Here is a 20,141-nt window from a genome sequence, read left to right on the forward strand (position 1 = left end):
GGCGGGCCGTGGCCGGGCCGCCGATCATCCCCAGTGTCGGGAGCGGACCGGCGGCCGGTAAGACGCGCGTGGCAGCGCGGGGGAGGCGTGGGGGCCGGCGCGCACGTGATCTTTGGGGTGAAGAAACGGAGAAGCGGTGGCGGGCCCGCGGCGTGCGGGCTACGGGAGGGCCACGGGCGGGCTACTGGCGGTAGGTGGCCAGGAAGCGGCCGATCCGGTTGATCGCGGTCTCCAGGTCGTCGGCCCGCGGCAGGGTCACGAACCGGAAGTGGTCCGGGCGCGGCCAGTTGAAGCCGGTGCCCTGGACGATGTGGATCTTCTCGCGCAGCAGCAGGTCCAGCACGAACCGCTCGTCGTCCTTGATCGGGTGCACCGCCGGGTCGAGCCTGGCGAAGGCGTACAGCGCGCCCTTGGGCTTGACGCAGCTCACCCCCGGGATCTCGTTGAGGGCGCGCCAGGTGACGTCGCGCTGCTCGGTGAGCCGGCCGGCGGGCAGGGTGAGGTCGTGGATGGACTGGTGGCCGCCGAGCGCGGCCTGCACCGCGTACTGGGCCGGCACGTTGGGGCACAGCCGCATGCCGGCCAGCATGGTCAGGCCCTCCAGGTAGTCCCTGGCGTCCTGCTTGGGGCCGGTGACCACCAGCCAGCCGCTGCGGAACCCGGCCACCCGGTAGGCCTTGGAGAGCCCGTTGAAGGTGAGGGTGACCACGTCGTCGGCGAGCGCGGCCAGGCAGTGGTGCTCGACGCCGTCGTAGAGGATCTTGTCGTAGATCTCGTCGGCCAGCACCATCAGGCCGTGCCGCCGGGCCAGTTCGAGGATCCCCTCCAGGAGTTCCTTCGGGTAGACCGCGCCGGTGGGGTTGTTGGGGTTGATGACGACGATGGCCTTGGTCCGGTCGGTGATCTTCGCCGCGATGTCCGCGAGGTCCGGGTACCACTCGGCCTCCTCGTCGCAGAGGTAGTGCACCGCCTTGCCGCCGGCCAGCCGTACCACGGCGGTCCACAGCGGGAAGTCGGGGGCCGGGACGAGCACCTCGTCGCCGTCGTCCACCAGGGCCTGCACGGCCATCTGGATCAGCTCGGAGGCGCCGTTGCCGAGGTACACGTCGTTGACGGTGACGCCCGCGACGCCGCGCTGCTGGTAGTACTGCACGACCGCGCGGCGGGCGGGCAGGATGCCGCGCGAGTCGCTGTAGCCGTGCGCGGTGGGCAGGTTGCGGATGATGTCCTGGAGGATCTCCTCGGGCGCCTCGAAGCCGAACGGGGCCGGGTTGCCGGTGTTCAGCCGCAGCACGCTGTGGCCGGCCTCCTCCAGGGCGTTCGCCTGGTCGACCACCGGGCCGCGGATCTCGTAGCAGACACCTGCGAGCTTGCTGGACTGCCGAAACTCCATGTGCTGCCTCCCGGCCTCGCCACCACCGTCAACCTGCAAGCTTTGTTCTACCAAGTAAGCACTTGGAAAGTCCAACCTTTTGGTTATGCTGATGCCATGTCACGCCGAAGCTACGACCAGTACTGCGCGATCGCCCGGGCCCTGGACGCGGTGGGGGAGCGCTGGAGCCTCCTGATCGTCCGTGAGCTCCTGGGCGGGCCGCGCCGGTACACCGACCTGCACGCCGACCTGCCCGGGGTCAGCACGGACATCCTGGCGGCTCGGCTCAAGCAGCTCGAGGCGGAGGGGCTGGTCGAGCGGCGCCGGCTGGAGCGGCCGGCCAACGCCACCGTCTACCAGCTCACCGGGCGCGGGGACGAGCTGCGCGTGGTGATCGCGGCGCTCGGCGCGTGGGGCCTGGGCGCGCTCGGCGAGCAGCGGCCGACCGACGCGGTGCGCGGGCACTGGGTGACGGCGGCCCCGGCGGAGGCCGCGGGCGCCACCGCCGAGGCGGCACCCACCGACGCGGCGGGCGTGACGGCGGCCGGTGCGACGGCGGCCGGCGTGACGGTGGGCGGCTGACGGGCCGACCACCCCGAGGACGGACGGCGGCGGGAGCCTCGCGCCCCGCGGCCGTCGCGGGTGCTCGGGGCCGTCGGGAGGGAAGCCCGCCGGCCCCGGGTCGACCCGTCGCCGGCGGGGCCCGGCGGGGACCGGGCGGAAATCCGGTTGGCGAATCCCCCGTGGCCGCGCATAGTGCGAGCGTGACGATCACCGACACCGAACTGCGCCGCGCCACCGACCGGGACGCCGACGCCCTCGCCGCGCTCTACCTGCGCTCCTTCACCAGCGCCCTGCCCGAGGTGCGCCGCGCGCACACCGACGAGCAGGTGCACGACTGGTTCCGCCACGTCGTCGTGCCGCGGCTGGAGACCTGGCTCGCCGCCACGCCCGAGGGCGAGGTGATCGGCCTGCTGGTGCTGGACGAGGGATCGCTCGACCAGCTCTACCTGGAGCCGCAGCGGCGTGGCCAGGGCGTGGGCGACGCGCTGGTGGAGCTGGCCAAGCGGCAGCGGCCGCAGGGTCTGGAGCTGTGGACCTTCCAGGTCAACGGCCCGGCCCAGCGCTTCTACCGGCGGCACGGCTTCACCGAGGCGGAGCGCACCGACGGCAGCGGCAACGAGGAGCGGGAGCCGGACGTGCGCCTGGTCTGGCGGCCGCAGGCCGGCTGAGAGCCGGCTGGGAGGCGCAGGTGACCGGCGAGTAGCATCGGGGAGCTATGGACCAGACCACCCGTACCCCCGCGCGCTTCGGCAGTTACGTCGCCGTCGGTGACTCGTTCACCGAGGGCATGTGCGACGAGCTGCTGCCTGACGGCCAGTTCCGCGGCTGGGCCGACCGTCTCGCCGCCGCGCTGGCCCGCAGGGCGGCCGGCACGGCGGCGGCGGCCTTCGCGCCGGCCGACTTCCGGTACGCCAACCTCGCGGTGCGCGGCAAGCTGATCGGGCAGATCTGCGCCGAGCAGCTGGCGCCCGCCGTGGCCCTGGGCGGCGAGCTGGTGACCCTGGCCGGCGGACTGAACGACGTGCTGCGACCCGGCTGCGTGATCGAGGACGTCGAGGCGCAGCTGGGCGCGGCGGTCGAGCGGCTGCTCGCAACCGGCGCCACCGTGGTGCTCTTCAGCAGCACCGACCCGACCCGCCGGATGGCCGGCAGCGCCCGTCTGCTGCCGGCCATCCACCGGCTGCGGGCCTTCGTGGAGCGACTCGGTGAGCACCCGCGGGTGGTCGTGGTCGACCTCTTCCCGGTCGGCTGCTTCGACGACCGCCGGCTCTGGGCCGAGGACCGGCTGCACCTGTCGCCGGAGGGCCACCGCCGGGTCGCCGAGGCGGTGCTGCAGGCGCTGGGCCGCCCGGCGTCCTTCGACTGGCGCGCCGAGCTGCCGCCGCTGGCCGCGCCCGGGCGGTGGGCCGCGGCGCGGGCGGACCTGCGCTGGCTGCGCCTCCACGTCGGTCCCTGGCTGGTGCGCCGGATCACCGGCCGCTCGTCGGGCGACGGGCGGGCACCCAAGCGCGCGGAGCTGCTGCCCTACCGGGGCTGAAGTCCCTATGATCGGCCCCGATCGCCTGCCGAGGAGCCGCCGTGACCAGCACCACCGCCACCGAGCAGTACCGCGCCGCCCGTGACCTGCTGCTGGGCCTGCGCACCGAGCACGGCGAGAGCCTGCGCCGGTTCGCCTGGCCCGCCCTGGAGGGCACCTTCAACTGGGCCGTCGACTGGTTCGACGCGATCGCGCGCGACAACGCGCGCACCGCGTTGTGGATCGTCGAGGAGGACGGCCGGGAGGCGAAGTACAGCTACGCCGAACTGGCCCACCGCTCGGACCAGGTGGCGCACTGGCTGGCCGGCCGCGGGGTGCGGGCGGGCGACCGGGTGCTGCTGATGCTCGGCAACCAGGTCGAGCTCTGGGAGTCGATGCTGGCGGTGATGAAGCTGGGCGCGGTGATCATGCCGACCACCGCCGCGCTGGGCCCGGCCGACCTGGCCGACCGGATCGAGCGCTCGGGCGCCGCGCACGTGCTGGCCAACGCCGCCGACACCGCCAAGTTCGAGGCGGTGCCCGGCTCGTACACCCGCAGCGTGGTCGGCGGGCAGGACGTGGCCGGCTGGGCGCCCTACCGGGAGGCCTACCGGCTGGCGGACCCCGCGCCGTTCACCGCCGTGACCTCGGTCGAGGACCCGCTGCTGGTCTACTTCACCTCCGGCACCACCAGCCGGCCCAAGATGGTCGAGCACACCCAGGTCTCCTACCCGGTGGGCCACCTCAGCACGCTGTACTGGATCGGGCTGCGCCCGGGGGACGTGCACCTCAACATCAGCTCGCCGGGCTGGGCCAAGCACGCCTGGAGCTGCTTCTTCGCGCCGTGGATCGCCGAGGCGACGATCTTCGTCCACAACTACACCCGCTTCGACGCCGCCGCCCTGCTCGCACAGCTGCGCCGGGCCGAGGTCACCACCTTCTGCGCCCCGCCCACGGTCTGGCGGATGCTCATCCAGAGCGACCTGTCGGGCGGCCCCGGCACGCTGCGCGAGCTGGTCGCGGCCGGCGAGCCGCTCAACCCCGAGGTGATCACCCAGATCGAGCGGCACTGGGGGCTGACCATCCGCGACGGCTTCGGGCAGACCGAGACCACCCTGCTGATCGGCAACACCCCCGGCTCGGTGGTCAAGCCCGGTTCGATGGGCCGCCCGCTGCCCGGCGTGCCGGTGGTGCTGGTCGACCCGGTGAGCGGCCGGCCGGCCGAGGAGGGCGAGATCTGCCTGGACCTCTCACCGCGCCCGCTCAACCTGATGACCGGCTACCTGGGCGACCCCGAGCGCAACGCCGAGGTGACGGCGGGCGGTTACTACCGCACCGGCGACGTGGCCAGCCGCGACGCGCAGGGCTACATCAGCTACATCGGCCGCACCGACGACGTCTTCAAGGCCTCCGACTACAAGATCTCGCCCTTCGAGCTGGAGAGCGTGCTGATCGAGCACCCGGCGGTGGCCGAGGCGGCGGTGGTGCCCGCGCCGGACCCCACCCGGCTCGCGGTGCCCAAGGCGTACGTGGCGCTGGCGCCCGGCTGGGCGCCGGACCGGGCCACCGCGCTGGCGATCCTGCGGCACGCCCGGCAGCACCTGGCACCGTACCTGCGGGTGCGCCGGCTGGAGTTCTACGAGCTGCCCAAGACCGTCTCCGGCAAGATCCGCCGGATCGAGCTGCGGACCCGCGAGGAACGGGCCGCCGGCCCGCTGGCCACCGAGTGGCGCGACGACCAGTTCCCCGAACTGCGCAGCGAGGGCTGAGCGCAGGGCCGAGCGCCGCGCCGAGCGCAGGGCGCCCGCGCGGACCGCTCGCGCGGGCCCGGGCGGCCGGGCGGCGGCCGGGCCGGTGCGCGGCGCGCGGAGCGATGTCGCGGGGAGCTGCCAGAATGCAGAGCGTACGTGCAGGGCAACTCTGGAGAAGGTGACCGGCTTCGTGACCACGCCAGCCGAACGGGCAGCACAGGCAGCAGCGGCAGCCGAACGGGCAGTCGGGCGGCGGATCGCCGAGGAACTCGGGGTCCGCGAGGGACAGGTGAAGGCGGCCGTCGAGCTGCTCGACGGCGGCTCGACCGTGCCGTTCATCGCCCGGTACCGCAAGGAGGTCACCGGCGAGCTGGACGACGCCCAGCTGCGCACCCTGGAGGAGCGGCTGCGCTACCTGCGGGAGTTGGAGGAGCGCCGCACCGCCGTCCTGGAGTCGATCGAGGCCCAGGGCAAGCTGGACGACGCGCTGCGCGCGCAGATCCTGGCCGCCGACTCCAAGGCCCGGCTGGAGGACATCTACCTGCCGTTCAAGCCCAAGCGGCGCACCAAGGCGCAGATCGCCCGCGAGGCGGGGCTGGAGCCGCTGGCCGAGCAGCTGCTGGCCGACCCCTCGCAGGACCCGGCCACCGTGGCGGGCGGCTTCCTGGGCGAGTCGGTGGCCGACGCCGCGGCCGCGCTGGAGGGCGCCCGCTCGATCCTGGTGGAGCGCTTCGCCGAGGACGCCGACCTGATCGGCTCGCTGCGCGAGCGGATGTGGACCCGCGGGCGGGTGGTGGCCACCGTGCGGGCCGGCAAGGAGCAGGAGGGCGCCAAGTTCGCCGACTACTTCGACTTCGCCGAGCCCTACACCCGGCTGCCCTCGCACCGCATCCTGGCCCTGCTGCGCGGTGAGAAGGAGGAGGTGCTCGACCTCGACCTCTCTCCCGAGGACGGCGAGCAGAGCGCCGACCTGCCCGGCCCCAGCGACTACGAGCAGCGCATCGCGGCCCGCTTCGGGGTCGCCGACCACGGCCGCCCGGGCGACAAGTGGCTCGGCGACACCGTCCGGTGGGCCTGGCGGACCCGGATCCTGGTGCGCCTGGGCATCGACCTGCGCACCCGGCTGCGCCAGGAGGCGGAGGACGAGGCGGTGCGGGTCTTCGCCGCCAACCTGCGCGACCTGCTGCTCGCCGCGCCGGCCGGCACCCGGGCCACCATGGGCCTGGACCCGGGCTTCCGCACGGGGGTGAAGGTCGCGGTGGTGGACGCCACCGGCAAGGTGCTCGCGCACGACACCATCTACCCGCACCAGCCGGCCAACAAGTGGGACGCCTCGATCGCCACCCTCGCCGAGCTGGCCGCCCGGCACTCGGTGGACCTGGTCGCGATCGGCAACGGCACGGCCTCGCGCGAGACCGACAAGCTGGCCGAGGACCTGATCAAGCGCCACCCGGAGCTGAAGCTCACCAAGGCGATGGTCTCCGAGGCCGGCGCCTCGGTCTACTCCGCCTCCGCCTTCGCCTCGCAGGAACTGCCGGACCTCAACGTCTCGATCCGCGGCGCGGTCTCCATCGCGCGCCGGCTGCAGGACCCGCTGGCCGAGCTGGTCAAGATCGACCCCAAGTCGATCGGGGTCGGCCAGTACCAGCACGACCTGAGCGAGGTGAAGCTCTCGCGCTCGCTGGACGCGGTGGTCGAGGACTGCGTCAACGCGGTCGGGGTGGACGTCAACACGGCCTCCGCGCCGCTGCTCACCCGGGTCTCGGGGGTGACCGCGACGCTGGCCGACAACATCGTGGCGCACCGCGACGCCAACGGCCCCTTCCGCACCCGCCGCGCGCTCAAGGACGTGGCGCGGCTGGGCCCCAAGGCCTTCGAGCAGTGCGCGGGCTTCCTGCGGATCCCCGGCGGCGACGACCCGCTGGACGCCTCCGCGGTGCACCCCGAGGCCTACCCGGTGGTGCGGCGGATCCTGGCGACCACCGGCGGCACGCTGCCGGAGCTGGTCGGCAACGCGGCGGCGCTGCGCGCGCTGCGGCCGGCGGACTTCGCGGACGACACCTTCGGCATCCCGACCGTCACCGACATCCTGGGCGAGCTGGTCAAGCCCGGCCGCGACCCGCGGCCGGCGTTCAAGACCGCCACCTTCAAGGAGGGCGTCGACAAGATCGGCGACCTGGAGGTGGGCATGGTGCTGGAGGGTGTGGTGACCAACGTCGCCGCCTTCGGCGCCTTCGTGGACGTGGGCGTGCACCAGGACGGCCTGGTGCACGTCTCGGCGCTCTCCACCAAGTTCGTCAAGGACCCGCGCGAGGTGGTCAAGCCGGGCGACGTGGTGCGGGTGCGGGTGGTGACGGTCGACGTGCAGCGCAAGCGGATCGGGCTGACCCTGCGGCTGGACGACGAGGTGGTGGCCGGCCGGCCGGGCCAGGGCGGCGGCGAGAGCGGCAGCCGGAGCGGCGAGGGCCGGGGCGCCGAGGGTCGCGGGGGCGGTGAGGGCCGTGGGGGTGGCGGCCGGGACCGCGAGCGCGGGCCGCGGGCGCCGCGGCAGGACCGGCGCGGCGCGTCGGGTGGCGGCGGCGCGAGTTCCGCGCCCGCGCCCGCCAACAGTGCGATGGCCGACGCGCTGCGCCGGGCGGGGCTGGGCAGGTAGTCCGGGCGGGGCAGTGGAGGTCGGCCCCTTCGACGTCCACTGCCCCGGCGGCCGTCAGCCTCTCGCCGCGGCCCGCAACTCCGCCGCGAGCGCGATCAGTTCGCCCCACCAGGGCTCACGGCCGCGGGTCAGCAGCAGGCCCGCCTCGGCCGCCGGCAGCGCCCGCACGGCCACCACCTGCTCGCCGTCGGGCGGGTTGGTCGGCGCGGAGTCGACCACCACGTCCGCCCAGCCCCAGAGCCAGGCCTTCTCCGGGTGCGGCTGCCAGGGGCGGTAGGGCGTGGGACGGTCGGTGACCGCGCGGTGCGCGCCGACCCAGACCGGCTCGCCGAGCAGCCGGGCGCCGGCCTCCTCGCGCAACTCGCGGACCAGGCAGGCGTCCACCGACTCGGCGACCTCACGGGTCCCGCCGGGCAGGAACCAGTGGCCGCGGGCCTCCTGACAGAGCACCACCGCGTCGCCGCTGAAGCCGATCAGGTGGATGTTGGTGATCAGTTCGTCGGGTGGCAGACCGAGGCTGAACTGCGCGTCGATGCCGCCCCACTCCCAGCGCTGGGGCGCGAAGAGCGCGGGAAAGCGGTCCTGGGGCGGGTGCGCGAGATCCGTGATTTCCGTCATCGGGTGATCGTAGTGCGTGACGGTGCGTCAACCGGACGGCCGCCGGGCGGCGAAAACGCGTTGCCGGCCGGAGGCCGTGCGCCGTACCCTCCAGCTCCACCCACGTCGGAGGCCCGTCCTTGAACCGTTCCACCCCGCACTTGCGCCCCACCGTCGAGGGCGACCTCGACCGGATCCTGCCGCTGCTCACCGGCGCCCCGGCCTGCGCGGGCCTGACGGCGGCTTCCTACCGGGCCAAGCTCGCCGACGCCCAGTACCGCCCCGAGTGGACCTGGGCGGCCGAGGACGACGCGGGCACGCTGCTCGCGGTGGCCGTCTGGTGGGGCGGCTCGCACGAGGCGCGGCCCGGCGCCCTCGACGGCTTCTTCACCGCCGCGTCGGTCGGCGAGGGTCCCGAGCGCACCGAACTGGCCGCCGCGCTGCTGCGCGCCGCGCACGCGGCCTTCGCCGCCACCGGCGGTGCGGGCCGCTCCGGTGACGCCACGACCCCGCCGGAGTACCACGTCTTCCTGCCCGGCGACTGGCGCGAGCAACCGGCCGTGGCCGCCGACCTGGGCTGGCGCCGGCAGGCGGCCGCGCTGGCCGGCCTGAGCGCCTCGCTGGAGCGGCTGCGCTTCGAGTGGAGCCCCGCGGACGCACCGCCCGTCGCTGACGCGCGGCTGACCTTCGAGCCCGAGGCGGACGACGAGGCCTTCGTCGAGCTGGCCCGCCGGGCGCTGACCGGCAGCCTGGACAGCCACTCCAGCACCGAGGCGGCCAGGGTGGGCGCCGAGCGGCAGGCCCGGGAGGACATCGCGTTCTACCGGGACTCGATGCTCGGCGAGCGCTCCTGGTGGCGGGTGGCGCGCGACGCCCAGGGCGCGGTGGTCGGGTTCGGCCTGCCCTCGCGCAACCACGCGGCCGCGGTGGTCGGTTACCTCGCGGTGCTGCCCGAGTACCGCGGCCACGGCTACGCGGTGGGCATCCTGGGGGAGATCACCCGGATCCTGGCCACCGAGGCCGGCGCGACGCTGGTGCGCGCGGACACCGACCTGGTGAACCGGCCGATGGCCGAGGCGTTCGCCCGCGCGGGGTACCGCAACGAGAGCCGCCGGCTGGTCCTGTCGGCCGGCTGAGCGCGCGGGGCCGGTGCGGTACTCCCCATCGGCGGGTCGATGCGGCAGTCTGGTCCTGTCGAACTTACCCGCGAGTAGGGAGCAGGGCATGCCGCACACCCACGAGGTCACCAACCAGGTCCCGCCGCCCTACGGTCACACCACCGCCGAGGACCCGGCCCTGCTCGCCGCCCTGCACCGGGCCGGCGCCGGCTGGGCCGAGCCCGAGCTGCGCGAGCTCGGCCGGCTGGCCGGCACCGAACAGGCAGCCGAGTGGGGCCGGCTGGCCAACGAGAACGAGCCGGTGCTGCGCACCCACGACCGCTACGGCCACCGGATCGACGAGGTCGAGTTCCACCCGGCCTGGCACCAGCTGATGGGCGTGGCCGTCGAGCACGGCCTGCACGCGGCGCCCTGGCGCGACCCGCGCCCCGGTGCGCACACCGCGCGCGCCGCCAAGTTCTACCTCTGGGGCCAGGTCGAGGCCGGGCACAGCTGTCCGATCTCGATGACCTACGCCGCCGTGCCGGCGCTGCGCGCCACCCCCGCGCTGGCCGACTGGCTGGAGCCGCTGCTGGCCTCCACCGTCTACGACTTCGGGCTGCGCGAGCCGAGCGGCAAGCGCGGGCTGATCGCCGGCATGTCGATGACCGAGAAGCAGGGCGGCTCCGACGTGCGGGCCAACACCACCACCGCGATCCCCAGCGGCGACGGCAGCTACCGGCTGCTCGGCCACAAGTGGTTCACCTCCGCGCCGATGTCGGACGTCTTCCTGACACTGGCCCAGGCACCCGGCGGGCTCAGCTGCTTCCTGCTGCCGCGGGTGCTGCCGGACGGCACCCGCAACGCGCTGCGCATCCAGCGGCTCAAGGACAAGCTGGGCAACCGCTCCAACGCCTCCGCCGAGCTGGAGTACGAGGAGGCGGTGGGCTGGCTGGTCGGCGAGGAGGGGCGCGGGGTGCGCACCATCATCGAGATGGTCAACATGACCCGGCTGGACTGCACGCTCGGCGCCGCCTCCGGGATGCGGCTGGGCGTCCAGCGGGCCGTCCAGCACGCCACCCACCGGCGCGCGTTCGGCGCCGCGCTGATCGACCAGCCGCTGATGCGCAACGTGCTGGCGGACCTGGCGCTGGAGTCCGAGGCGGCCACCACGGTGGCGCTGCGGCTGGCCGAGGCCACCGACCGCGGGCTCGCCGGCGAGGAGAGCGAACTGCTCCTCAAGCGGCTGGGGTTGGCAGTGAGCAAGTACTGGGTCTGCAAGCGCGGTCCGGCGCACGCGGCGGAGGCGCTGGAGTGCCTGGGCGGCAACGGGTACGTGGAGGAGTCCGGCATGCCGCGGCTCTACCGGGAGGCCCCGCTGGTCTCCATCTGGGAGGGCTCGGGCAACGTGGCGGCGCTGGACGCGCTGCGCGCGATGGTCCGCAGCCCGCAGTCGGTGGAGGCCCTCTTCGCCGAACTCGACGCGGCCGCCGGCGCGGACCGGCGCCTGGACGCGGCGGTCGTCGCGCTGCGCAAGGAGCTCGGCGACCCGGGCGAGGTGGAGTACCGCACCCGGCGGCTGGTGGAGTCTATGGCCCTCGCGCTGCAGGGATCCCTGCTGGTGCGCCACTCGGCTCCGGCGGTCGCCGACGCCTTCTGCGCCTCCCGGCTGGCCGGCGACCACGGCGGCGCCTTCGGCACGCTGCCCGCCGGCGTGGACACCGAGGCGATCATCGCGCGGGCCCGGATGGTGCCCGCGTAGCCGCGACCCCGGCCGCCTTTAGGGCCGTCCCCGCCGTGCGCGGGGGCGGCCCTGCGGCGTTCGGGGCGATTCGATCAGGTGACGTGGTCCGCACCGCCGGCCGCGCCTACGGTTCTCGGCACCGGGAGCCCGGCAACAGGCCCCAGGGGAGATCACGTTGACGTGAAACGCTTGTGCGGGCCCTCGTCACACCGCCATAGTGTTCTCCCAAATACCCCACTGGACAAGGGAATTGACTGTACATCAGTAAACGGATCGAGCGGCCGAGCGGTCTCGTTCCGACGGAGGGGAAAGACATGGTCAACGCCCCGGTGGCCCGGTACCAGGACGAACTCGCCCGAGAACTCGAGAGTTTGGCGCACGAACCGCGACTGCTCCCGCACCGCGGCGCGTTGCGGCTGCTGGCCCGCGCGGTCGAGTCGGGGCAGGGCCTGACGCAGTGGGCGGGCGGCGGACTGGTCGCCGCGTACGCCGGCCCGGACGCACTGGTCCCCGACGCCGCAGGTGCCGCGCGCTGGGCCCGCCGGGCGGCGACGGCCTCCTCCGTCCTGGTCTTCCTGCCACTGCTGCTGACCTGGACCGGCCTGGCCTTCGCGGCCTACGCCTACGGGCAACAGCAGCGGGATGGCGGCGCGCCGGCCACCGGCACGTTCCTGGAACTCTGGCAGCAGGGCTTCCACGGCCACCTCTGGGAGCCGCTGCGCTTCGACTGGCTGGTCGGCTACACGCTGGCGCTGCTCGTCGCGCTGATCACGGTGAGCATCCTGCGCCAGCTCTGGGAGCAGCGCGACGAGCAGCGGGCCGGCGAGCTGCTGCGCCGGCTGACCGGCGCGCTGGCCGCCACCGAGGCACGCGCGACGGCGGCCGCGCACACCGAGCCGCTCCGCTTCGCCCAGGAACTCCAGGGCGCCGCCCAGGGGTTGCGGGAGATCGTCGAGCTGTCGACGCAGAGCGGGGAGCGCTCCCTGGTGCTGCTTCGGCAGGCGGTCGAGGTCGTCGAGCGGCAGGCCGAGGCGGTGCGGTCGCTGCAGGAGGCCGCGACGGCGCTGCGCGCGGGTAGCGACCAGGTCTCCCGGGTCACCGGGGAGGCGGCCGCGGCGGCCGGGCGCTCGGGAGACCAGGCGCAGCGGCTCGGCGACCAGGTCGCCACCGCCGTGACGGGGCTGACCGAGGGGGTGGAGGCCGGGACCCGGCAGGCCGCGGAGCGGATCGGCGCGGCCGCCGAGACGGCCGCCCGGCGCTTCGACCTGGTGATGACCGGAGCGACGGACCGGCAGGCCCGGCAGGCGGCCGAGCCGGCCGGGGCGCTGGAGCGGCGCGCGGTCGAGCAGGCGGCGGGACTGGAGCGGCGCGCGGTCGAGCAGGCGGCGGGACTGGAGCAGCGTGCCAAGGCGGCCGAGGAGTCGCTGGCGGCCGGACGGGACGCGCTGACCGAGGCGGCACGGGCGCTGGGGGCGAGCGCGGCCGGGCTGGACCGTGCGGTGACCGTCCTGCCGCCCGCGCTGGCCGACGCCGCGCAGGAGGGGGCGGAGCACATCGGAGCGGCGTACGAGGTGGCGGTCCTCGCGCTGGCGACCTCACTGCGCGGCGAGGTGGAGCTGGCCGCCGCCGCGATCGGGGACCAGCTGGCGGAGCTGGCCACGCTGCTGGACCGCCAGGCGGAGCGGCGGGAGAGTCTGCGGGAGCCGCCGGCGCAGGCGCCCCGCGACCTGCCGCGCGACGAGCCCTTCGACGAGCCTTTCGACGTGCCACGGGACGCGCCCCGCGACCTGCCCTTCGACGTGCCACGGGACGCGCCCCACGACGTGCCCGTCGACCGGCCGTTGGACCTGCGGTGAGCCGCCGTGGCCGCGGTGGCGCCCCGGCGCTGTCACAGCTGGCCGGCTGGCTCTTCGCCGACCTGCTGCTGATGCTGGTGGTGGTCGTCCTCGGCGGTCAGAGCAGCGCGCGGAACCCGGTCGCCGACGCCTCCGCCTCCCCGTCGGCCCCCGCCACCGCCCCCACCTCGGCGGCGCCGTCCACCGCCGCCCCCACCGCGAGCTCGCCGCCGGGGCTGGACCCGCACAGCGTCTCGGTCTCGGCCCCGGTCGACCCGGACGCGTTGATCAACGGATCCGCCGCGGCCCGGGCCGACCTCGGCGCCAAGGTGCGCGAGCTGATCAGGCCCTACCTGCCCCGGCAGGCCGCCCTGGTGATCGTCTGGGGCTCCGCCGGGGGCTGCCGGGGCTGCCCGCCCGATCTCGGGCGCAGCAAGCAACTCGCTGACGCGGTGGCGCCGTTGGTCCACGACTTCGCGCCGGACTTCTTCCCGCCCTACGACCCGAAGATCATCCGCGGCTACTACGACGGGGAGGGCGGCTCGGACACGGTCCGGTTCGAACTCTTCTTCATCCGCGCCTGACCTCCCCCATCCGTCCGCCCCGCCCTCGCCCGCCGACTTGCCCGCCCCTCCCTTCGCGCCCGAAGGAGCACACCCATGCCACGCCCGTTGAGCTTCCGTGAGATGTGCCAGTACGCCGAGGCCGTCGAGTCCCTGCTGCGGGGGCTCGACCCGCCGCAGAGCCCCGAGGAGCAGGACGCCCGCGAGCGGGTGGCCGCCGCGGCCCGGGAGCTGCGCGACCGCGCCCAGGCGCCGGTGTCGGTGGCGGTGGTCGGGGAGTACAGCCGGGGCAAGTCGCTGCTGCTGGGGACCCTGCTGGGCCGTCCGGACCTGCTCGCGGTGGACGAGCGGCCGGTCACCGGGAACATCACCGTGCTGCGGCTGCGGCAGGGCCCGGCGGGCAGCGCCACCCGGCTCGGCGCCACCACCCGGGTGCACTACCTGAGCCGGGACCAGCTCGCCACCTGCGTGCGGGAGATCCTTCAGGAGCTGGTGGAGAAGGTGGACGCCCAGCACCCGGGCCTGCGCGCCGGTGAACTGCTGGGCGGCAACGACCCGGTGAACGGTCCGCGGGGCTGGGCGGAGTTCGACGCCTGGTACCCGTGCCTGTGGGGCGCGGCGGTCGCCGGCCTGACCGCGGTGGACCGCCGCACGGTGGCGCCCACGCACCGCGACACCGTGGTCGAGCTCTGCCGGATCCGTGACGCGCTGCGCGGGCAGCAGGACGTGGTCGGCGCCGGGCCGCTGGAGCTCGACACCGCCACCGTGCGCGACGTCCTGCAACTGCCGCCGGCCGAGCCCACGCCGGACGAGCCGCCGCGCGCCAGGGTGACCCGGTTCGGCCGGGCCGACCTCGCGGCCGGCGGCGAGGTGCTGCGGGCGAGCTTCCCGCTGGTCGAGCGGGTGGAGCAGGACGTGGAGGTCGGACCGGACGACTGGGACATCAGCGGTCTGCTGGCCGAACAGGACGTCCAGTTCCTGGACTTCCCGGGGATCGGCGCCGCCGCCTCGTACGGGCGGGACAAGAACCTGAGCCGGCGCGAACTCGCTTCGGTGCACACCATCCTGCTGGTGCTGCACGCCAAGTGGGCCTACTCGCAGGACGCGTTGGCGTTCTGGGACATGCTGAGCGCGGACGGCCGCTCGCCGCAGGCGTTGAGCCGGGCCGCCCTGGTGGCGGCCAACGTCTTCGACGAGGTCGCGGTGCCGGCGCTGCCCGCCGGGCCGCTGCCACTGGAGCAACTGCTGTTGCTGGCCGATGCGGTCAACGGCATCCACACCCAGGCCGGCAAGTACGTGGGCGGTTGGGCGGACCGGGTGCTCGCGGTCTCGGCGGTCACCGCGCTGCTGCACTACGGGATGGACTACCGGCAGGCCTCGCCCGCCACCCGCGCGCTGATCGACGCCACCCGGGCCAAGTCCGGCCAGCAGGAGGGCCGCTGGTCGCAGGTGGCGGACCGGCTCGCGGCCGCCGACCCGGCCAACGTGTGGACCCCGCGGCTGCGGGCCTTCGACCAGGACGGCGGCCTCGCGGCGCTGCGCGCCCTGCTGGAGTCGCACGTGCGCGCGCACGGCGTGGCCCAGAAGCAGGAGCGCGCGGAGCGTTCGCGCCAGAAGCTCGACGTCCAACTCAAGTCCCTGCGGAGGCTGTTGAACCGCGATGCGGAGGCCCCGCCGGAGGAGTACCGGCAGGCCGCGGAGAACTTCGGCCGGATCCGGGAGGTCTTCGACCGGATCGCCCGCCAACTGGACTCGCTGCGCGAGCAGTACCCGCTGCAGGTCCCGGACGGCCCGCTGCCGCCCGACTCCGCCGAGGTGATGCGCCAGGCCCGCACGGCCGTCTACACCTGGCCGCAGTGGGACCAGTTGCTGGAGCGGGCGCTCAACGACCCCGAGCAGCTGGTCACCCGCAGCGTCGCACCGGTGGACAACCCGCTGCTGCCGCAGCGGATCCGCGCCGCGCGGGCCCGTGAGGAGGCCTCCGAGGACAGCACCGCCGTCTACCTGAGCACGTTCGAGCAACTGGTGGAGAGCGCCGCCGAGCGCAACCTGGCGGCGGTGGCCGACTGGCTGGACAGCTGGACCGAGCACTGGGAGGTCGACGGCGGCCCGCTGCGCGGCTGGCTCGAGCCCGACTCCGACGCCTGGGACCTGCTGGAGAGCCTCTACGCCCGCCGCGGACGCAGCCCCGGCTCACTGGACCTGGTCCGCTACGGGCTGGAGTTCGCCGAGCTGGCCGAGGACCTCAAGACCTCGCTCGGCGAGCAGCAGGCCCGCTACCGGCGCGACTGGGCCCAGGCGTTCCCGGCCCAGCGCGGGCACGCGCTGCCCTGGCACCACCGGGGCGGGGCCGGCCCAGGTGGACGCCCACCTGGACGCGGTGCTGCGGGAGCTGGTCGGGGTGCTGGCGGAGATCTTCCGCACCGCCCGGCAGGCGCTGCTGGCCGCCGAGGACTTCCGCGCGCCGGCCCCGGCCGGCGGCCCGCAGGACGAGAGCGAGGACGGCACCGTGCCGCGCACCATCGAGAAGCTGCTGCGGGCCTGGAACGAGGAGGAGGACCGATGACCGGCGCACTGACCATCAGGTTCCGCGCACCGCGGGCCGAGCAGGGCGCGTCGCCCCTGGTACTGCCCGAGGGCGCGCACCAGTTCCGGCTGTTGCCCGACGCGGACGGCTACCTGCTGCCCGAGGTCCTGCTGGCGCAGGACGGCTTCCGCGGCCACCTGACGGCGCACCTGCCGGCCCGGCTGGAGATCGCCGCCGAGGACGGCTCGCGGCTGCCCGACACGCTGCCGGGCGCGCTGCGCACGGTCTGGGCCCCGCTGGAGGCCAACCGGGTGACGGTCGACGGCGAGCGGCTGCTCTCCGGCAACGCCCGGCTGCCGCTGCACCTGGTCCACGAGGAGGCGGCGGACGGCGCCGGCGCACCGGTGGAGCCGGTGCGGCTGCTGGTCTCCTGGCGGGTGGAGTACTCCGGCGCCCAGGACGCCGGCACTGCGCACGCCACGGTGCTGGTCGAGTTCCACCCACCGGGCAGCGCCCCGCCCGCGCCGCGGCCGGCGGCCGCCGAGGAGCTGCTGGTGCTGCGCCGGCGCACCCGGGTGGCGGACCACGGGCGGGTGGTGGCGGTCGACTTCGGCACCACGGCGTCCACCGTCACGGTGGTCGACACCCGGCGGATCGCCAACCACCCGATGGACGCGACCCAGAAGGAGACCCTGGCGGACGCGCTGCAGCGGCTCACCGCGCCGCCCCCGGACGCGCCACCGGCCTGGCTGCGCGCGCTGGAGGAGCTGCGGGCCGAGCACATCGTGCTCAACCGCCACCAGCAGCGCGCACTGAGCGGCGCGCAGGCGCTGGAGCGGCTGGGCGAGGCGGAGGTGGCGACCGCGGTGCTGCTGCGGATCGAGCGGATCCGGCGCGGCGCCGAGCCGGCGCTGCGGTCCTGGCTGATCGAGCACCTGCACCAGGCCGGACTGCGCACGGTGACCACGCCCGCGCTGGAGTTCAACGCGCTCGGCGCCGTGCAGTACCCCGACGGCGCCGGGAACCTGACCCGGGCCCCCGCCACCGCCCTGCGGCCGGTCGAGGGCGACCTGGAGCGGCGGGGCGTGTCGGTGTACGACGGGAGGGGCTACGAGCTCAGCGCGGGCGGTCCGGAGGCGATCGTCGGGCTCAAGCGGAACCTGTTCGAGAAGCCGGTCGGCGCGCTGGAGCCGGGCGAACTCTCGCCGGTCCACCTCGCCCAGCACATGTTCCACCTGCTGATCGACCGCGCCGAACGCTCCGGCGACGGCGCCGGTGACCAGCAGCCGATGGGCACCGCGCTGCTCACCTACCCCACCTCCTCGCACCCCGAGAGCCGCGAGCTGCTGGTGGAACTGGTCCGCACCGGGCTGTCCATCGGCAACGTCGAGCTGACGGTCGACGAGGGGCTGGCGGCCGGGCTGTACTTCCTGATGCGTGACCTCTCCGCCGACCTGGATCAGGGCGTGGAGGCGCTGCGGGCGGCCTCGCGCCCGGTGCCGGGCCGGCCGGGTACCTGGCAGCGGATCATGCTGGTGGTCGACATCGGCGGCGGGACCACCGACATCGCCCTGCTGGAACTGACCCTGCGGGACGTGACGGTGGAGCAGAACGCTGCCCAGGCCTTCGTCTCGGGGCGCGACTACCTGCTGGAGCCGCGCATCCTGGGCACCATCGGTCACGGCCAGCTCGGCGGGGACCTGCTGACCCTGCACGTCCTGTACTGGCTCAAGGCGCGGATGGCGGACGCGGCCCGCAAGCGCCCCGAGGAGTCGGGCGGGCGCAGCCGCGCCGCCCAGGTGGCCGAGGAGGCCCGCGAGCACCGCGAGTCGCTGGTCGGCCCGGCCCTGCGCCGGGACCTGCAGCGGCTGCTGCCCAGCCACTGGGTCGGCGAGTCGGGCACGCCGCTGGCGCTGACCGAGGCGGAGCTGGCCAAGCGCCGGCTGCGCTTCCACGACCTGTGGCAGCTGGCCGAGCAGGCCAAGCAGGTGCTGGGGCAGGAGGCGGAGCCGTTCCACATCAACCAGGGCAAGCTGCTGAAGGTGGCCACCTCCGAGGGCCTGCCGGTGAGCCACCTGGGCGAGGGCCTGAGCCTGCCGGTCGAGGAGTTCCGCACCCTGGTGGAGCCGGCGCTGGCGCAGGCGGCGGAGATGGCGGCCACCCTGGTCACCGACGCCTTCCGGCGGATGGGGCGGGACCGGGCCCGGGCGGCGGCGCGCGGCGAGCAGGCGCCGCCCGAGCCGGTGCTGGACATGGTGGTGCTGGCCGGCCGGACCAGCGCGATGCTCGCGGTGCGGCGGGCGCTGGAGAGCGCGCTGCTGGCCGCGCGCTGGAAGTCCCCCGAGGACGACGAGCTGCGGCCGGTGGCCTGGAACCCGACCCAGCTCTTCACCGAGACCGGCTACCTGGCCAAGCAGGCCACCTCGATCGGCGCCGCCTGGGCGCACGTGATGAGCGGCTACCGCGGGCACGGCGCGGACCGACGCCGGCAGGCGCAGGAGAGCCGGCCGGCGGGGGAGGGCCAGGAGGCGGCGGAGGGCCAGGAGGTCCCGCGGGCTCCGCGGGGTCCGGCCGAGGCGGACACCGCGCCGCCGGACGCCGACATCCAGGGCTCCGAGCTGGGCATCGTCACCGGCGGGCTCTTCGCCTGCCTGCCCTGCGACTTCGAGCTGGCGGCCCAGGGCGGGCTCGGCCACACGCTCTTCGAGTCCGGTACGCCGTACCGCGAGATCGGCGCGGACGGCACTCTGGGACTGCGCTCCGGCTGGCGGCGGGTGGTGCGCCGGATCGAGGTGCACCGTCCGCGGGCGGGCAGCCGCTCGATCCAGTGGGGCGTGCTGGAGACGGTCCGCCGGGCCGCCGCCGAGCAGTACCGACTGCGGTTGCCGGCCTGGGACTTCGACGGTGAGCCGCTGGTCCGCTACCAGGTCGAGATCGACAACCAGCTCAATCTCTTCGTCGACTTCTGCTACGGCCGGCGCAACCACTACCACGTCGGCGGGCCCCGGGAGTTCGAGGAGGAGTCGGTGCTGCGGCTGGCCGGCGCGGCGGACGGCACGTTGCTCTTCGACGCGGAGCTGGGCGTCCTGGCGGTGCCCGGCACGATCTGCGCCGCGCCGGTGGCGGCCGACGAACCGGGCTTCGCCCTGACGGAGGTCTTCCCCGCCTGGCAGCCGGGCGCCGACGGCCTGGACCTGGACTACCTGCCGGAGCTCTTCCACACCGCGCCCGAGCCGGACCCGCAGGTGGCGCCGGTGCCGGGCCGGATCCGCGACCTCGAACTGCGCCCGCAGAGCGGGTACCTGTACTTCTACCTGCGCCCACCGGTCGGCCCGCCCGCCTACCTCGGCCGGCTCGTCGTACCGCCGGCCAACGCGCAGGTGGCCCGCGACATCTTCAAGGTGAGCCTGGACGCGGCCGGCCGGCTGCGGCTGCACCGCGGTGAGATCCCCTACCCGCAGGTCGGCTCGCTCGGCGCGGTCGAGGAGCACCCCGGCTGGGTGTACCGGACCGGCATGGACCGCGGCATGCCCGACTTCGAGAACCTCTGGGACCCCTTCAACGGGAGGCACTGATGACGGAGCCGGACACCGTCGAGGGCCGGTTGCGGGCCTTCGCGCAGGAGGCGGCGCGGCTGCTGCGGCTGTCGGACGGCCGGGCGGCGCGGGCACTGCTGCTGGCCGGGCTGGTGGCGCTCGCCGACGAGCTGGAGCAGGGCCACGGGCACCGGCCGCCGCTGCTGGACGACGGTGACGCCGCGGTGCTCGGGCTCACCGCGCCGGCCGCGCACGTGAGTTGGGCGATCAGGCTGGCGGGGCGGGAGGAGGTGGTGGCCGGGCCGGGGGGTGAGCCGGATCCTGTGCCGGCACCGGTGCCGGTGCCGGTGCCGGTGCCGGTGCCCGTACTGCCTTCGCCGGCCCCG

General features: G+C 74.8%; 11 protein-coding genes and 2 pseudogenes. 11 read left to right on the forward strand and 2 right to left on the reverse strand.

Features of this window, described 5'->3' with window-relative positions:
* Nucleotides 1-181: 181 nt before the first annotated feature.
* Nucleotides 182-1,393, reverse strand: a complete 1,212-nt coding sequence (locus ABD323_RS15670) for a pyridoxal phosphate-dependent aminotransferase (protein WP_344442193.1) — start codon at nt 1,391-1,393, stop codon at nt 182-184.
* Between the two features lie 96 nt (nt 1,394-1,489).
* Between ABD323_RS15670 and ABD323_RS15675 the strand changes: the two are divergent.
* The 5 genes and pseudogenes from ABD323_RS15675 to ABD323_RS15695 all read left to right on the forward strand — a co-directional run.
* Nucleotides 1,490-1,840: pseudogene (locus ABD323_RS15675) on the forward strand (winged helix-turn-helix transcriptional regulator); the annotation flags it as partial.
* 296 nt (nt 1,841-2,136) lie between these two features.
* Nucleotides 2,137-2,604, forward strand: a complete 468-nt coding sequence (locus ABD323_RS15680; RefSeq protein WP_425556007.1) for a GNAT family N-acetyltransferase — start codon at nt 2,137-2,139, stop codon at nt 2,602-2,604.
* Between the two features lie 47 nt (nt 2,605-2,651).
* Nucleotides 2,652-3,473, forward strand: a complete 822-nt coding sequence (locus ABD323_RS15685) for an SGNH/GDSL hydrolase family protein (RefSeq protein WP_344442194.1) — start codon at nt 2,652-2,654, stop codon at nt 3,471-3,473.
* A 41-nt stretch (nt 3,474-3,514) separates the two neighbouring features.
* On the forward strand, nt 3,515-5,221 hold the full coding sequence (locus tag ABD323_RS15690) for an AMP-binding protein (RefSeq protein ID WP_344442195.1): 1,707 nt from the start codon (nt 3,515-3,517) through the stop codon (nt 5,219-5,221).
* A gap of 172 nt (nt 5,222-5,393) precedes the next feature.
* A complete protein-coding gene (locus tag ABD323_RS15695) occupies nt 5,394-7,856 on the forward strand; it encodes a Tex family protein (protein ID WP_425556009.1) in 2,463 nt (820 codons plus the stop codon).
* 54 nt (nt 7,857-7,910) lie between these two features.
* Here ABD323_RS15695 and ABD323_RS15700 read toward each other — a convergent pair whose 3' ends face one another.
* Complete coding sequence (locus tag ABD323_RS15700; protein ID WP_344442196.1) at nt 7,911-8,474, reverse strand: NUDIX hydrolase; 564 nt, start codon at nt 8,472-8,474, stop codon at nt 7,911-7,913.
* Between the two features lie 119 nt (nt 8,475-8,593).
* Between ABD323_RS15700 and ABD323_RS15705 the strand changes: the two genes are divergently transcribed.
* The 6 genes and pseudogenes from ABD323_RS15705 to ABD323_RS15730 all read left to right on the forward strand — a co-directional run.
* Nucleotides 8,594-9,589, forward strand: coding sequence for a GNAT family N-acetyltransferase (locus tag ABD323_RS15705; RefSeq protein ID WP_344442197.1), 996 nt, complete (start codon nt 8,594-8,596; stop codon nt 9,587-9,589).
* Nucleotides 9,590-9,677: 88 nt separating this feature from the next.
* Nucleotides 9,678-11,312, forward strand: a complete 1,635-nt coding sequence (locus tag ABD323_RS15710) for an isovaleryl-CoA dehydrogenase (protein ID WP_344442198.1) — start codon at nt 9,678-9,680, stop codon at nt 11,310-11,312.
* 296 nt (nt 11,313-11,608) lie between these two features.
* A complete protein-coding gene (locus ABD323_RS15715) occupies nt 11,609-13,150 on the forward strand; it encodes a coiled-coil domain-containing protein (protein ID WP_344442199.1) in 1,542 nt (513 codons plus the stop codon).
* Nucleotides 13,147-13,713, forward strand: a complete 567-nt coding sequence (locus ABD323_RS15720; RefSeq protein WP_344442200.1) for a hypothetical protein — start codon at nt 13,147-13,149, stop codon at nt 13,711-13,713. Before ABD323_RS15715 ends, ABD323_RS15720 begins: the two co-directional genes overlap by 4 nt.
* 75 nt (nt 13,714-13,788) lie before the next feature.
* Complete coding sequence (locus ABD323_RS15725; RefSeq protein ID WP_344442201.1) at nt 13,789-19,794, forward strand: dynamin family protein; 6,006 nt, start codon at nt 13,789-13,791, stop codon at nt 19,792-19,794.
* Nucleotides 19,794-20,141, forward strand: a pseudogene (locus ABD323_RS15730) (hypothetical protein); the annotation flags it as partial. The gene ABD323_RS15725 and the pseudogene ABD323_RS15730, both read left to right, overlap by 1 nt.

Origin of the sequence: Kitasatospora nipponensis (assembly GCF_039528135.1) — a bacterium.
In the GTDB taxonomy this organism is placed as follows: domain Bacteria; phylum Actinomycetota; class Actinomycetes; order Streptomycetales; family Streptomycetaceae; genus Kitasatospora; species Kitasatospora nipponensis.